Raw genomic sequence first — 15612 nt, 5'->3', positions numbered from 1 at the left:
CGTACAGTCTTCCGGGCTGCAGTCACCCACTCTCCTGCAGCCTAAAACCCATTTTTGATGCTTTCTGTAAATGGCAATCGCCATGTCTGTTTTACTTCCTGCCATAATTTGTCAGAGGAATCATACAGATAAATTCGCTGCCTATTCCGGGCTGGCTGAAGACACAGATCTCTCCTCCCATGAGTTTTACCATCCGGTCCACCAGGGCAAGCCCGAGTCCCGTCCCTTCGTATTTTCGGGTGGAAGAAGAGTCAACCTGTATAAATGGATGAAAAATATTCATAAGATCTTCTTCAGCGATTCCAATTCCTGTATCTTTTACGGAGAGCTGGAGCATGTCTCCGTTTTTTCTGGCACTTACTTTTACAAAGCCGCCTTCTTCTGTGAACTTGATTGCATTGCTTACCAGGTTATAGAGGACCTGTACAAATTTTCCCTCATCGGAATAGATGGTTGTAATCCCGTCTCCTATTTCAAACTCAATCCTTATTTTTTTCTTTGAAAAAACCGGGAAAAGAATGTCTTTGATTTCGTCAAATTTTTCCTTGACAGAGAACTCCGTGCATTTGAAATCCATTTTCCCGGCTTCGATTTTCGAGAGGTCGAGGATTTCGTTTATCAGATTGAGAAGATGTTTTCCGCTGGTAGAAATGTTGCCTACGAACCTCTTTTGTTTTTTATTGAGGGGACCAAAACCCTCCTCATTCAATATGTCGGCAAAACCTATTACTGCATTGAGAGGAGTCCGGAGTTCATGACTCATGTTTGACAGGAACTCACTCTTGCTTCTGTTTGAATTTTCGGCCAGGATTTTTGCCTGAAGCATTTTTTCTTCGGATTTTTTGACCTCCGTGATGTCAAGGATTGACTCTATGGCTCCGATAAGCTTTCCATCTCTGTCCCTGACCGAACCAATGGTTACGGACCAGGTCTCTCCAGTCCAGCTATCTTTATCGCTTACATTAATTTCAAAAGATTGGGTTTTTCCGTTATTCAGAGCTTTTCTAACGAATGGGGCCAGAATAGGGCTTTTATCGCCCCAGAGCTCGTGGTGTGTCCGGCCTGTGACCGCTTCAGTTTTCTCTCCGAAATATTCGCTTACCTTGTTATTTGTCCAGACAATCTTGAGTTCGGTATCAAGGTAAATCAGAACTTCTCTAAGGGAATTCAGAAGAGCATGTTTTTCACTTTCTCTGTGCATGACTTCCTTTTGGAAAAGCTCCAGGTCCTGAAGCATGCTATTTATCCCTCCAGAAAGCCGGATAAACTCGTCTCCTCCTTTGATTTCCAGCCTCTTTGAGAGGTTATTCTCTTCTCCGATGTCAGTAACGAATCTTTCGATTTCTGTTAGGTTAGAGATGATGAGACGTTTAAGCAGATAATTTGTTGCGATTGCCACGATAATGCATGCCAGGCTGAAGATTATTATGAAGAAAACCAGATTGTGCTTTCCCTGGGCATAAAGGGTTCTTGGAGAATTTACTTTTATGAAAATTCCTGGCTCTTCCTCGAGGTCATTTAGACGGATATAACCAGCAATCCATTTTTCGTCTATCACTTCTATGTGCTGTCCGTCTATCTCAGTGTCCGGGTTTCTAAATGGTAAACCTTCAAAATAAGAAGCAGGTTCAGATCCCAAAATCTCCACATCCTCAATTGTGATTTTGACTCCCTGAATTCCGGCAATTTCATTCAAAAGGGATTCAGTGACATACCTGCCCATGATAATGGTTCCCCCAACGGGCCCGGAATCCATACTCGTAAGTATAGGCCTGGAACTGATAATAAGGGGGCCGTTTTCAGTCCTAATTAGCCCGCTTTTCTGATCCCCGGGATGCCGGGCAAGCAGGCTTCCGTTCTCGTGTGTTACTCTCTGGAGTTCAGAGGGTATTTGAAGTATTTCTCCTGTTTCGGGGTCTATAACTTTCTCATAAACAATTTCCCCTGAATTGTTCACATAGAGCACGAGGTTGATTCCTGCTTCAGAAAATATCTCATCCGTAAGGTAAGAATTTATATATGTCGGATTTCCGTTTTCCATAAACTCGAAGGTTTTGTCCCATGAAGCCCAATCATGGTTAAGGGAGGATATCCTTGAAACTTCACTCTGAAAGTTGCTTTCTACGAGCTCAAGCTTTTCACTGATATCCTGTTCCTCCAGATCCAGGTAACCTGATAGCAGGATGGTTCTGGAAGCACCTCCGGAAATAGCAATCAAGAATGCAAATATAAGGCAAATTATGATTAAGGTTTTATCACTAACATTCATAATCACAGCTCAAAAATCCCAGTGTAAAGCTTAAAACTTAATGTTTATTTTTTCTGATGGAGAACCCGTATTTTCTTAGAGCAGGTTCTTCTCTCGGGACAAGATTTCAATTCATAAAGATGTTTTTTCATAAAATTTTGCGTAAACCTCACCTTTCAGTTAATCTCCCTGATTGAAAAGTACCCACATTCCTTGAAAATGTAGACCGAATCTTGAGACCTGGCAAAATCGATAAACGTCTGTTCGAGAGAATCGGGTTTTCCTTTGGTAAGGTAGTTCAGAGGCCTTGTAAGAGTCGAGTTTTCGGATGGAAACGGCTTTCCAGTACCCGCAAGGGCGGCTTTTATGCTTTTATTCGTTATCTCTGTCTTTTTGTAAGACTCTATCCCGGCAATGGAGACCTTCTTACTCCTTTCCGCAAAACCAAAATCAACAAAAGCGATGGAATTGGAAGTATTTTCAACGGCTGCAAGAACTCCATCATTTCCCAGCTTGCCTTCAGCTCCGTATCCGTCAAGATTTTTTCCAAGCCCGAGGTAGCTTGCAAAGGTTTCTTCAGTACCGCTTTCATCTGATCTCTGGAAAACCTGAAAACTGCTGCCAGTCTTGTTTACGTGGATTTCCCCATTTTTTTCGTCGAGAACAAGATCAACTTGACCATCGGAATCGCCAAAAGCCTTAATAAGCTCATTTTTGTCTGTAAAATTGCCTTCTATCCCGTTCAGGATCACCACTACAGCACTCTCCCCTATTGTGTGGGTCTGGAGGTCGGGATATTTCAGGAGTTCTTCATCGGTTACAGCTCTTGAAGCCGAACCTATGTTTACAATTCCCGTGCCGGCAGATGAAATCCCTGCCCCCGACCCTCCCCCGGTTACGCTTACAATGCAGTTTTCATGGGTTTCCATAAAAGCTTCTGCCAGGAGGTCCGACACAGGCTTTACTGTGGTACTGCCTGAAAGAGTAAGTTCGGAACAAGGAATAAGTTCAGCTTCCTCGGATTCCGTAAGATCTGTTTCTTCAACTGGATGAAATAAAGAAAAAGGGTCTTCAACCATCCCGATGGCTGCAAATGCTGCGGCAACTACGATTAGAAGAGCTATCACAGCTACAGGAAAAGAGTCTGCTTTTACACAGGCAGAAATCTTTTTAGGTGATTTATCGGGGTTCATATCCTTGACTCCGTTTATTATGGGGTTTCAAAGAAAAATATATTTTTTTTTGAGAAGTAATTTTTCTTATATATTTAAGAGCAACCTATTTAATATTTCCAGAGATATGATTATCCTTTCATGTCAGCCAGAGATTTTTCATGTATACTGTAATGTGACTTTTGTTTATATCAAAAGTATTTTTATATATAGCATGCTTAATATATATAGTGTTTAAGAAATTTCTTCCTATATAATCTTTAGGTGATCCATTAGTATTCGGTTTATATTAGTGCGGATCTGTATGATACCTCAAAGAATGACACAGATGTGTAGTAATGCTCTATTCGATCAGATTCACCTGCAGACTTACTCTTTGGCTCTGAATTGTACTATATAGAATATCTACGAAAGACATATATATCCCCATATCTGCTAGTGAGTGTAAGTCAGATCCGTGACTGCCCTGCTATGAAAAAGAATTGGGCGGCATAGAGTAGTTACGTATTTGAAAATAGGAACCCCCCTTAACACTTCTACCACATCAGCTCTTCTAGGTTGAAGGTATGAATTCCTGCAGCCTGGAAGACTGAACCGTTTTAAGACTGAAATCAATAAGATTAATATACCTATTTGATGACAATAGCAATTACTTCTCATTTTTGTGGGGGCAAAAAATAAGGGGCATTTTTACAATTGTATTTTTATACATTTTTTGGTAAAATATAGTATTTAGAGGATTTCTACAGAGCCAAGATGTGAATATATGAATATATTAAACAAAATGCTCTTATCATTTGTATTGATAGTGTTGCTTTCCGGTATCATATTGACATTTGCAGCATCTCTTGATTCTGAAAGAGAACTGAAAAACATAAATAGCCTTTATGAGGAGCGAGGTTTATCTATCGCAAAAACGATTGATGCTTCGATAATGAGCGATACGCAGCTACATAATGATTCGCAAACTATCGTGGACAGGTTGATGGGTTCCAATCTGGACGTAACGATGATTAATATTCACGGGAAGGCGCCTGAGGAGATTAAAATACCCGGCTACTGGAGAGGTTACTGGATATTGGCAAGTAGCAACAAGTCAAACGTCCATATGCCTTCAAAAGCCATAAATATCGTGGCCATGAACACGAATAAATATATTCTTAGTTCCTACAATGAAAATGGAAAACCGATTATTGATGTTACCTATCCCTTACATGACCCAGGCGGGAAAAACATCGGAGCTGTAGAAATAAAATACGATATGAGTGCCATGCAAAGTCAGTTGCTCATGAAAAAAACGAATAATATGCAAATCGCATTAATTTTAACTCTTCTGGCGATTATAGCAACGATTCTTAGGCATAAGGAAACACTCAACGATTTGGAAAACTCAGTTAAAGAACGTACATCTAAACTTGAAACAGCTTTCGATTCATTGAAAGAGAGTGAAAAAAGTCTTGCTGAAGCTCAAAAAATGGCTCATATTGGAAATTGGCATTATGACATTCAAACTAATAAGCTGTACTGGTCTGACGAAATGTATAGTATTTTTGGACTCAATCCAAAAGAACTTGAAATAACTTATGACTTATTCTTAACTTATGTGCACTCAAATGATCGAGACTATGTAAATGATTCCGTCAAAAATCTCTTAAATGGAGAAACATCTGACATTGATTTTAGAATCATCACATCCGATGGATCTGAGCGTGTAGTTTACGGAAACACTGAAGTTATTTTCAATGAGAGTAATATTCCTATTCGATTGAAAGGAACAATTCAGGATATTACTGAACATAAAAAAGCTGAAGAGAAAATTCGGATACTTGCGGACGTTGTGGAATCATCGAATGATGCTATTGTGACCGAATCTCTTGAAGATATTATTACCAGCTGGAATGAGGGTGCAGAACAGATTTATGGTTATTCATCTGAAGAAATTCTGGGAAAAAACGGATCAATACTCGAACCTGATAACCTTAAAGGAGAAATAAACCAGTTTATTGGAAAGATCCAACAGGAAGAAAAGATCAAGAACTACGAAACGTTAGGGTTAAGAAAGGATGGGAAGATAATAAATGTCTCACTTACTCTTTCCCCGGTTTTTGATGTCAATGGAAAGATGACTGCTATCTCGGTCATTGCAAGGGATGTTACCAAAAGAAAAGAAGCAGAAGAAGCCCTAGCAAAAACTGAAATAGCCCGAAAACAGGAGATACATCATAGGATTAAGAATAACCTGCAGGTTATTTCCTCCCTGCTGGACCTGCAGGCTGAGAAGTTTAAAAGTAAAAAAGACATCAAGTATTCGGAAGTTCTGGAAGCGTTCAAAGAAAGCCAGGATCGCGTCATTTCAATGGCTTTGATACACGAAGAACTGTATAAAGGCGGAGAAATCGAAACTCTAAACTTCTCTCCATATATTGAGGAACTTGCTGATAATCTTTTCCAGACATACAGCCTCGGAAGTACCTGCATCAGTTTAAAGCTGGATCTTGCAGAAAATGTTTATTTTGATATGGATACAGCAGTACCTTTAGGAATTATTGTTAATGAGCTCGTTACCAATTCCCTCAAACATGCATTTTCCGGTAGAAATGAAGGGAAAATCCAGATAAAACTTGTTAGAGAAAAAAATGGAGAACGTACAAAAAGTGCAAACATAGACTGCAAGAGTACAGGTTTTGCTTTGACAGTTTCAGATAACGGTGTGGGTATTCCTGAAAATCTTGATATAGAAGACCTGAATAGCCTTGGATTTCAACTTGTAACTTCCCTTGTAGATCAGCTAGACGGTGAATTTGAGCTGAAAAGGAGCAAGGGGACAGAATTCACTGTGAGGTTTATAGTGACAGAAAAAGATAATCCAGCATCATAAAATTGTAAAGCGGGTTCTGTGTAGTTTACAGGATTACTATAAATTTTCAGTATGTGTAAGGAGATCTGTTACATGAGAGATAAATTAAAAATTTACAAAATCCTTACAATATTAGTAATTGGATTTGTGTTTCTGGGACTTGGATGTACTGGAAAAAACAGTGGAAGAAGCATTTATGTAAAAGGCTCGGATACGATAAAGCCTCTTGCAGAAGCTGAAGCGGAAAAATTCATGGAAAAAAATCCAGGAAAAAGTATAATCGTCAAAGGGGGCGGCTCCAGTGTCGGAATCGAAGCTCTCATTAACGGGACGATAGACATTGCTGATGCATCCCGGGAAATGACTGACAAAGAAATCGAAGCTGCTCAAAAGAATGGAATCAATCCTGTGCAGCACACCATTGCTTATGATGGTATTACAGTTATCGTAAACTTTGCAAATCCTGTTTCTACCCTTACCTTTGACCAGCTTCGCGGCATTTATAACGGAAGCATAAGCAACTGGAAGGATGTCGGCGGCCAGGATAAACCGATTGTAGTAAACTGCAGGAAAAGCAGTTCAGGAACTTATAAGACCTTCCAGACAATTGTTATGCATGGTGATAATTACCGGCACGACACCCTTAACCAAGCAGATACAGGCTCAATAGTTATCAGTGTCTCTCAGAACTCCGATGCAATAGGATACATTGGCTTTTCGTACTTTGATAACAGCAGCATAAAAGCCTTAAGCCTGAACAACGGAAAAGGCTCTATATTTCCGACTTACGAGACCATCCATAATGGTTCATACCCCCTCTCAAGAGCTCTTAACATGTATACCAATGGGGAAGCTACAGGCCTCAAAAAGGAATTCATTGACTTTGTCCTGAGTGAACAAGGGCAGGAAATTGCAACTGGTGAAGGGTTCATTCCGCTAAAGAGTAAGATCTAAGAGGAAAGGTTCTGTGGTCGGTGAAGTTTGTTTGGGATGTTTCGCGCGCGGTCTGGGATTAACTCTTTAACAGAAGTGCAGGTATAATAAGAAATGATATATTTTTTATTATAATCTGTGCTGTAATATTGTGGGGAAAAACATGGAAATCGAATCAAAGTTTCTGGTACTGGACGAAGCAGATATTCAAAATCTTGAAACGCTATCGCAACTGGGAGACTATTCTCTTTCCGAAGGTGAGGTACAGGTTATCGAAGATATCTTCCTGGACACGACAAGAATGGTTTTAATGTCCGAGGGTTATTTTCTGCGGCTACGAAAAGAGACCGGGAAAATAGGTCAGTGGTTGACCATCAAGAGCCTTGGGGGGTTCGAAGCCGGGGTGCACAGGAGAGAAGAACACGTCAGTTTCCTACCTGAAGAGGTCTCTGTCCTTGAATGCCCGGATATCAAGATCAGGAACATAATTTTTGAACTTAGTTCAGACTTTGACCTGATCCCTGTAATGAAACTTAAACAAAAAAGGTTTGTACGCCAGGTAAAACTGGGAGAAACGCAGGTAGCTGAATTTTCTCTTGACCGCGTGAACCTAAAAAGCGAAACAAAGGAAAAGTTGTACAGTGAACTTGAAATCGAATTGAAAGCTGAAGGAACCCTTCAAGATTTACAAGCTATTACGGAATACCTGCTGGAAAATTACAACCTTGGTGAAAATCCTTTTTCCAAATTCGAAAGGGCTATTTTCTTCAAAAACAATCTTCCTGAAAAAACCCTCTTGAACTTCAGGGAGAGAGCTTTTTGCATGCAGCTGGCAGACCAGGAAAATGTTTATGGAAAGCAGGCTAAAATTCTCCTCTCACTTGATAAGGGTTTGAATACATCGGAATTGAGTCTTCTCCTTAAAGTCCCGGAAGCAGATATCGAAGCCCTGCACGCCGGGTTTGAAAAAGAAAGACTTGCCTTATTCCCTTTTAGCTCTGAAATTAATGCGTCCGGAGAGTTTCACTTTCAGGCTGGGCGCTGTGTTCCTGGCAAGAACAGGGAAAATATCAGCTTGGAGAAGGGGTGGACCCTCGAAACTCTTTTTGAGCTCTATGGAGTAAATAAAACCAGGGCAGAAAAGATCAGGGATAACACACTCATACTTTTTGATGGACTTTTTCCTTATCACAGGTTAGGGACGGAAGAAAGAGAAATGCTGAGTTTTGCAGCTCTACTTCAGGACATCGGAACTTCTGTTTCTCCAGAAGAAAAATTCAGGATGGGGAAGGAAATTCTCCTGACCCACCCTCTGAAAGGTTTAAAGCTCCACGAACTCAGGATGCTTGCTCTAATTATGGAACTGCAGTCCCCCGTAATCAGCGTGAAGAATCTGTCTTCAGCCTTTGAAGAATCACATATTGCGCTGCCTCCGGAAATCAAGAACAAAGCCTTAATTCTCGCATCGTTTACCCGGATTGCGGATCTCCTTAAAAAAGGAGACTTGAAGTTCCTGCCAGGCAGGATCAGGCAGATAGAAGGGGCAGTTGAAGTAGAAATTTTCGGGCAAGATGCGGAAAAAGCTGTAAAAAGAGCAGAAAAAAGAAGCGAACTATGGGAATACCTTTTTGGTACAAAACTCCTCTTCACACCAGGCAAAGAGACGAATGAAGCTGAAATTATTAACAAAAGGGTAAAAGAATCAGGAGAGACAAAAAGGAAGGAGGAAAGTAAAAAAGATAACAAGGGCCTGAAATTCGTAGTCAGACCCGAAAACTCCATGGCTATGGTAGCTCAGAAAGTTTTTTCCCAGCAGTTTGCAAGAATGCTTGCCCATGAGAAAGGAACGCGAAAGGGAGAGGACATAGAAGAACTTCACGATATGAGAGTTTCAATCCGCAGGATGAGGGCTGCTGCAAAGGTCTTTGAAGCGTACCTGGATTCCAAAAAGCTTGGACCTCACCTGAAAGGACTTAAAAGTACCCTTGGAGCACTCGGGGATGTAAGGGACCTGGACGTTTTTAGAGAAAAAGCTGAAGAGTATCTGAAAAAACTGCCTCCTGAGAATGAACATGACCTTGATCCCTTATTTGCTGTCCTTGCTGAAGAAAGAGAAAAATCCCGGAAAAACATGCTTATCTACATGGAAAGCGAGAAGTACTCCAGTTTTAAAAAAGAGTTCTCAGAAGATCTTGCCGATTACGAATTTTGGGCTCTGCCAACTACAACAAAGAAACATGATGCTTTGCCGCATAGAATAAGGGATGTGCTTCCTTCTATCCTTTATGCCCGTTTTGCAGACATCAGTGCCTATTCCGAATGGGTGGAAGGACCGCATGTCTGTGTAGAGAGGTTACACAGGCTCAGGATTGCGGCCAAAGGACTGCGCTATACATTTGAGTTCTTTGGAGATGTGCTGGGAAAAGACGTAGAAATAATGATAGAGGAATTCAAAGCTTTACAGGACCACCTTGGAGACCTGCACGATGCTGTGGTTGCAATCGACCTGCTTGATAATTATCTGCAGACCGGAGAATGGGGCCTTTTAAGAGGAAGAAAAAATTTCGGAGAAAAGAGAATACCCGAAGGTATGAAAGGAGTAGAAGCTTACAGAGTGTACAGAGAAGAAGAACTCCAGACTCTACTCGACACCTTCCCGGAGGCCTGGGCAAAAATACAGAGCGAGGAGTTTAGACAAAGAATTGGAAACGCAGTTAACAACCTGTATAAAGCGGCCACATCTTCATGAAGGAAAGTATGAATTATTTAATTGAAGTTGATTGAAAGATTTTTCATAGCATTTTCAATTTCAGGTAATTGCCTCAAATTCAGAATGTATAAAGAACCGGCAGGGTCTCTAATCCTTGATCTATAATAACCTTGGACTGGAAATTGTGCCCGAAAATTTTTTTGAAATATTTTTTCTGCTTCTCGACTTCCCACAGTTCGAGCTGGCATTCCCATTGGGCCTGTATTTCAAGCACAAGACTCCTGGTAGAGGCAATGTAGAAGCGGACATGGGAAATAATTCCGTTATGAGAGCGGTCAAGACTTTCAGCAATGCGGAGCAGGGTACTCAGGACTCTGATGCTTTTCACTGTATCTTTGTTAAGCCCGGTAAGATTTGGATGTTTCTTTTTAGGCGTGTTTTTTCTGTGAAAATAGGCAAGATTTGCAATAATTTCGATTTCTTCAGGCTGGAAGCCAGGGAGACTGCTTTCCCGGATCAGATGGTAGGCGTGAGACTGGTGAGTATCATAGGAAAGAAACATCCCTATATCATGCAGCGTAGCCCCGTATTCCAGAAGCTCTCGTTCTTCTTCCCTAAACTCATAGATACCCAGGGCCTGGATACTGTCAAAGAGTTCAAGGGCACGCCTGGAAACTATATGGGCGTGTTCCTCATCGAAATTACAGGCCAAGCCCATCTGCATAATGCTGCTCTTTCGGACTGACATCTGGGTAATCAGATGGGAAAACTCGCTTTTCGAGAGGTAGTCTACAAGAAGCCCTTCCCTTAGTCCGGATTTGCTTATCTTAATCTCGGAAATTTCAAGCTCCTCCATCAAAGTCTCTATAATGGCAGCCCCGGCAATAATGATATCTGCTCTCTGAGCATTGATTCCCGGAAATTTTCGTCTTTCCTCCAGAGACAGTGCACACATATCTCTTACAATCTTTTTCAGGTCTTCATAACCGAGTTTTTCGCTGGATTCCCGGTGAAGATAGACAAAGGCTATCTTGGCGAGATTCTCAAGTGTTCCAGAACTCCCAATCGTGCAACCGATCCTGTACCGTGAAAGCTCTTTTACTACTTCTGCACCCTTGTACCGGATATATGCCTTAATCTTTTCGTAGCGTTCTAACGAAACCGGCCCGGCCTCATCAGGGAGAAACATGTTTGTCAATCGTATTGTTCCGAGGTCGAAGGAGTGGAGAAAAAAGTACTGCTTCTGATCCCCTACCGATACTTCGGTACTCCCTCCTCCGATATCAATAAAGAGGGCTTTAGAATGACCCAGCTTGAACTCGTTTGAAACTCCCAGATAGACAAACGGGCTTCTTCGTTTCCTGAAATCGTGGAGACTTCCAGATGTGCTTCTTTTTTCAACATTTCAAGAAACTGAACCTTATTACTCGCATCTCGTGTAGCCGAGGTAGCAACTGCTATGACTTCTTCTGCCTTATAGGCCCGGGCAAGTTCCATGAACTTTTTACAGACGATAACTGCGCGCTCCATGGCCTTAGGCTGCAAAATCTTATCTATGAATCCCTTGTCGCCAAGCCGGACAGCTTCCTTCTGCTTGGTCAGGGGCAGGTAAGACCCATTGGGATTAATCCTGACCAAGAGGAGACGGATCGAATTAGTCCCTATATCGATAAATGCAACAACTCTGCTTTCAGAAGTTTTATTGGGTTCCATTGACTACCATCTAAATACCCTGTTCATTATGTTTTTAAGAATATGGAAAGTCCCAAATCAGCTTAGCAATCGGACTTCAGCATAGAACATACCTGATATGCAAAAAATGGAAAGTCTACCATAAATTGCAATTTAAGCAGTTTAGTTAAAGAGCTGATCCCAAAACACTAAATTTCCTTCCATAATCTCGAATTTGGAATAATCAACCACTCTTCTGGTAATAAACCGGTTATGGACCTCTTATTGATGTGGAAATAAAATTGATTTTGGGATTAGATCAAACAACAATTACAAATAAAAGAAGAAAATATATAAAAATTCTCCATATACTATACAGGGAGCTATATATGAAATGGACATTTAAGATATGCTAGTCTAATATATACAATATATAGAAATATATGCCCTATATATAAACATGCAAATTCTGCAAAGGTAAAAGAGATAAATTAAAGAAAGGATATACGCTAAAAGAGTCACAGAATCTATGTTATCGATTAATTACACCCTTACTTCCGGCTTTTTAGGCGCATAAATTTAATTTTTCCATGATCTCTCTTTGCTTCCTTGTTAGTTCTGTAACTATTGACTCTCCATTTTCAAGCTCTATCTTTTTGATTTTTTCAAGTTCTAAGAGTAAACTCTCTACTGTATAGTCCTTGAGGATCCCCTTTTCCTTCATTATATTCAGGAGCCTCATTCTAATTATGAGTCCAATGAAACAGACAAATAAGAAGCCTTTTGTTGTCGAATCCTTCTTTGTATTGAGTGGAAGTGACTGAATGTCATTTTTCATTGTTTTGAATCTTTTTTCAACAACATCTCTTTCTCTTTATACCGTAAGGCATTCCATCCAGCCGCGTTCCCCATTGTAAAAGAGGAAAAACTTTCCCATCCTGTTTATTCTCTGCGAAACCGCATTCTTCTTGATTGTGATCTTGAAATGATCATCAATTTGTTTCCATGAATAGAAACTTGCCATATACCCTGCTCTTTCTTTGAAGACTTCTCCTGCTTTTCTCCATCCCGGAATTGCTGTTTCCTCTATTTTTTCCTTCACATCATAAATCCTTGAGTAAAATGCATTCTTCTCTTCTATTTCTCTTACCAGTGTGTAATCTTCCACTCCGTAAGCTTTTATCTTCTTGATTGTGTTTTTAAGGGTTGTGACGTCAACAATACTTCCAGGATAGATATCATACATCACGGGAATGCCTTTTTCTTTATCCACTATCATGGAAAGATTTATTTGAGGAAGATCTAAACCGTCTCTATTGTATCCGTATTCAAGTAAATTCATCATTTGGGAATAGCTCGAGAAACTGGTAAGGTCGTAAATCAATGTGCTTTTTGTCCCGAGATTTCTGAACATTTTACCCTAAATGTGGAAGGAATGTCGCTATCCCCTACTTTAGAAAGCAAGTTACTGATATTTTGGCTTTTCAAAGGTAACTCAGGCCACTTAAGGAAAAGAGCAGAACTCTCATACCAGGTTTTAAGGTTATACATGGCTGCAGGACGAGCTATACGGTTGAAAACCATTGAAAGAATCATATTCCTTTCTTTTCCGTTGAACAGATCTCCAAGATACTCTCCAATCTTAAGTTCATCTGTTATCCACTGTAAGGGGAGAAGCTCACCATAGTTGTAGGCTTTCAAGGGCTTGGAAACTGGGCATATGTTTTCACTGGAGTTTAAAGCATCCCGAACTCTAACAGGTTCACCATTAACGTTTCTTCCCAGGTATTTGGATTTATGACGAATCTGTTTCTTTTCTTTATCATAGTAGGGAATGTCTTCATACCAGTATTCAATTCCATTGATCTTCTTGATACGGCGTGTGAGCATCATATGCGCTTATAATATAAGCGCATAAATACATTTAAAACTTTCGGGTTGTGTCAAAAAAGAGGGCAAACTCATGTGCATGTGCGCATGAATTGAGCGGGTCTAAGAAATAAAATTAAGATTATGCGCTTAAAATTTGGGAACTAAGGTTTTATACTTACCAAAAATATCGAAAAAATTGAGCTTTTTAAAGAAGTATTGAACAGCCAGTGTTGTTCCAATAGGAAGACATATATTCTTGTTAGGAAGTGTAGGAAATGCTCTTAGTTTTATGTTTTTATTCATTTGATCAAATAACATAAAACAAAGAGCACTTATTTTTATTTTACTAACAAAATGAAGTTAAAATAGTGGGAACTGTCAAAGTCCTATTGGTTCATATGACCCACGACCTAAATGTAAGATTGGTGGTCCATATGAACGATATATATGTTCTAAAGAGTGGGATGACGAAGGAACAAATGTTTCGTCTTCGTTTAATAAACGGATTCAGTTTTGCCCCTATAATTGCAGACGCAATAATTGATCTGAGTAAAGATTTCTTTCAGAATGATGATTCTGGAGTTTGTAATGGTCAAATTCTTTATCTTGCTATCTCTGATGAAGAAGGCCCTGGCAAATCTATTCTTGATTCAAAGCACGTAGAGGTTATCCTGACATTAGATGCTCCTGAAGATATGGATGTCTACGAGAAACTTGGTTTATCTGCATACAGACAGCATATATTGTTAAGGATCACCCAGGAAGCCAGAGATCAGAATGCTCTTTTAACGATCAAAGATCTTGTAAAACTTCTCAAAAGCAGTTACAGCACAATAAAAAGAGACATAAAACACTTCCGAGAAAGAGAACTTTATGTCCCCTTAAGAGGTATCGTCAAAGACATTGGTCCTTCATCACATAAATCAAAAATTGTAGAGTTATACGTGAAAGGATATACGTCAACTGAGATCCAGAGATCAACAAGACATTCTTTACAAAGCATAGAACGTTATATCAAAGACTTTTCTCGTGTCTCTATTCTTACACAGAGAGAGGAATCAATAGACAATATCCGATTAATCGTTGGAATTTCAGAACGGTTGGTAAAAGAGTACCAGGAACTTTTCATAAAATACAAGGATGGGGACCATAAACAAAGAGTCGAAGAGCTAATAGATAACGTAACTGTTTATGATTCACCAGTGAGTTTCAAAAAAAATGCGGGGATGAGAATGTGAAAGAGGACTATTATAGAAAAGCATATGGTCCTTCTGCGGCAAAGACCTATGAAACAAGCCTGTTCAACCTTATAACGACAGAATTTGGATACATAGGAGGTCCTGATGTAGTCAAACTGTTCGCTAAAAAAATTGTAGAGTTGAATGACCAATACTATCTACGGGGAGAATTTGTTCGTCCAGGTCAAATGAGGTGGCTTGTGTTAAAGGCAGGACAGAAGTATTCAAAGAGTAAAAAGTTGAGTGATATGCAACTCATCCCTGTTACATTAACCTTGATATGTCCCGAAGATATTGAGGACAGAATAACGAAGGTAAAGAAAAACGAATTGATAGAGAAACTAATAGTTAGGTTATGCACTGAAACAAAGGAACAGGGAGGCGTGCTTACAGAAACGGATATCGCTATATTGTTAAGGGTGTCAGGTGCCATGATTTCCAATCACGTTACAAGTTATGAAAAAAAGACAAAGAAAGTCATTCCAAGAGCTGGTACTGAAATGGACATGGGAAAATCCTTAACTCATAAGAGATTAGCATTCCATAATTACAAGAAAAAGATTCCTACTACAGAAAATGCGCGTTTGATAGATCATACTCCAGAGTCGGTAGATCGATATATCAAAGATGGAACACGTATAGAAAAGCTCTATACGGCTGGATACAATGAATGGGATATGGCATTCTTTACAGGGCTCCCGATATATGTAGTCAAGGAATATGTAGAGATAATTAAGTCATATGAAAAAGAAAAAAAGAATATAACTGATCTTGAAAATCAATAACAAGAGTGATTAAAGGGTCATATGAACCTATGTCAGGTTAAAAAGATTTAATAAAATTTTTTGGGCCTTCAAAGTATGTTATTTTTACTCATAGAGTCTATTGCCTGAAAAATATATGTTGAAGAT

General features: G+C 39.8%; 8 protein-coding genes and 2 pseudogenes. 5 read left to right on the top strand and 5 right to left on the bottom strand.

The window, feature by feature from the left end:
• Positions 1 to 91: 91 nt before the first annotated feature.
• The gene (locus tag MSSIT_RS11565) at positions 92 to 2218 is read right to left on the bottom strand and encodes a sensor histidine kinase (protein WP_197080263.1); all 2127 of its coding nucleotides are present in this window, start codon (positions 2216 to 2218) and stop codon (positions 92 to 94) included.
• 206 nt (positions 2219 to 2424) lie between these two features.
• The gene (locus MSSIT_RS11560; protein ID WP_048172519.1) at positions 2425 to 3441 is read right to left on the bottom strand and encodes a substrate-binding domain-containing protein; all 1017 of its coding nucleotides are present in this window, start codon (positions 3439 to 3441) and stop codon (positions 2425 to 2427) included.
• A 745-nt stretch (positions 3442 to 4186) separates the two neighbouring features.
• Here MSSIT_RS11560 and MSSIT_RS11555 point away from each other — a divergent pair.
• The 3 genes from MSSIT_RS11555 (at position 4187) to MSSIT_RS11545 (ending at position 9959) form a co-directional block, all read left to right on the top strand.
• The gene (locus MSSIT_RS11555) at positions 4187 to 6298 is read left to right on the top strand and encodes a PAS domain S-box protein (protein ID WP_082088974.1); all 2112 of its coding nucleotides are present in this window, start codon (positions 4187 to 4189) and stop codon (positions 6296 to 6298) included.
• A 72-nt stretch (positions 6299 to 6370) separates the two neighbouring features.
• Positions 6371 to 7231, top strand: a complete 861-nt coding sequence (locus MSSIT_RS11550; protein WP_048172517.1) for a PstS family phosphate ABC transporter substrate-binding protein — start codon at positions 6371 to 6373, stop codon at positions 7229 to 7231.
• A gap of 142 nt (positions 7232 to 7373) precedes the next feature.
• Positions 7374 to 9959 (top strand): CYTH and CHAD domain-containing protein, encoded by a 2586-nt coding sequence (locus MSSIT_RS11545; protein ID WP_048172515.1) that lies wholly within the window; start codon positions 7374 to 7376, stop codon positions 9957 to 9959.
• Positions 9960 to 10038: 79 nt separating this feature from the next.
• On the opposite strand, the gene MSSIT_RS24770 is transcribed toward MSSIT_RS11545, so the two are convergent.
• The 3 genes and pseudogenes from MSSIT_RS24770 to MSSIT_RS22090 form a co-directional block, all read right to left on the bottom strand.
• A complete protein-coding gene (locus MSSIT_RS24770) occupies positions 10039 to 10638 on the bottom strand; it encodes an HD domain-containing protein (protein ID WP_231590547.1) in 600 nt (199 codons plus the stop codon).
• A gap of 117 nt (positions 10639 to 10755) precedes the next feature.
• Positions 10756 to 11633: pseudogene (locus tag MSSIT_RS24765) on the bottom strand (Ppx/GppA phosphatase family protein); the annotation flags it as partial.
• Positions 11634 to 12156: 523 nt separating this feature from the next.
• Positions 12157 to 13484: pseudogene (locus MSSIT_RS22090) on the bottom strand (IS1634 family transposase).
• A 413-nt stretch (positions 13485 to 13897) separates the two neighbouring features.
• Here MSSIT_RS22090 and MSSIT_RS11530 point away from each other — a divergent pair.
• Together MSSIT_RS11530 and MSSIT_RS11525 are read left to right on the top strand one after the other, a co-directional pair.
• Positions 13898 to 14701, top strand: coding sequence for a DUF1670 domain-containing protein (locus MSSIT_RS11530; RefSeq protein WP_048174730.1), 804 nt, complete (start codon positions 13898 to 13900; stop codon positions 14699 to 14701).
• Positions 14698 to 15486, top strand: a complete 789-nt coding sequence (locus tag MSSIT_RS11525; RefSeq protein WP_048172513.1) for a DUF1670 domain-containing protein — start codon at positions 14698 to 14700, stop codon at positions 15484 to 15486. Before MSSIT_RS11530 ends, MSSIT_RS11525 begins: the two co-directional genes overlap by 4 nt.
• Positions 15487 to 15612 lie beyond the last annotated feature (126 nt).

This window comes from Methanosarcina siciliae T4/M (assembly GCF_000970085.1).
Classification (GTDB): domain Archaea; phylum Halobacteriota; class Methanosarcinia; order Methanosarcinales; family Methanosarcinaceae; genus Methanosarcina; species Methanosarcina siciliae.
The sequence above is the reverse complement of the archived record's forward strand: the minus strand, read 5'-3'. Positions and strand labels throughout refer to the sequence as shown.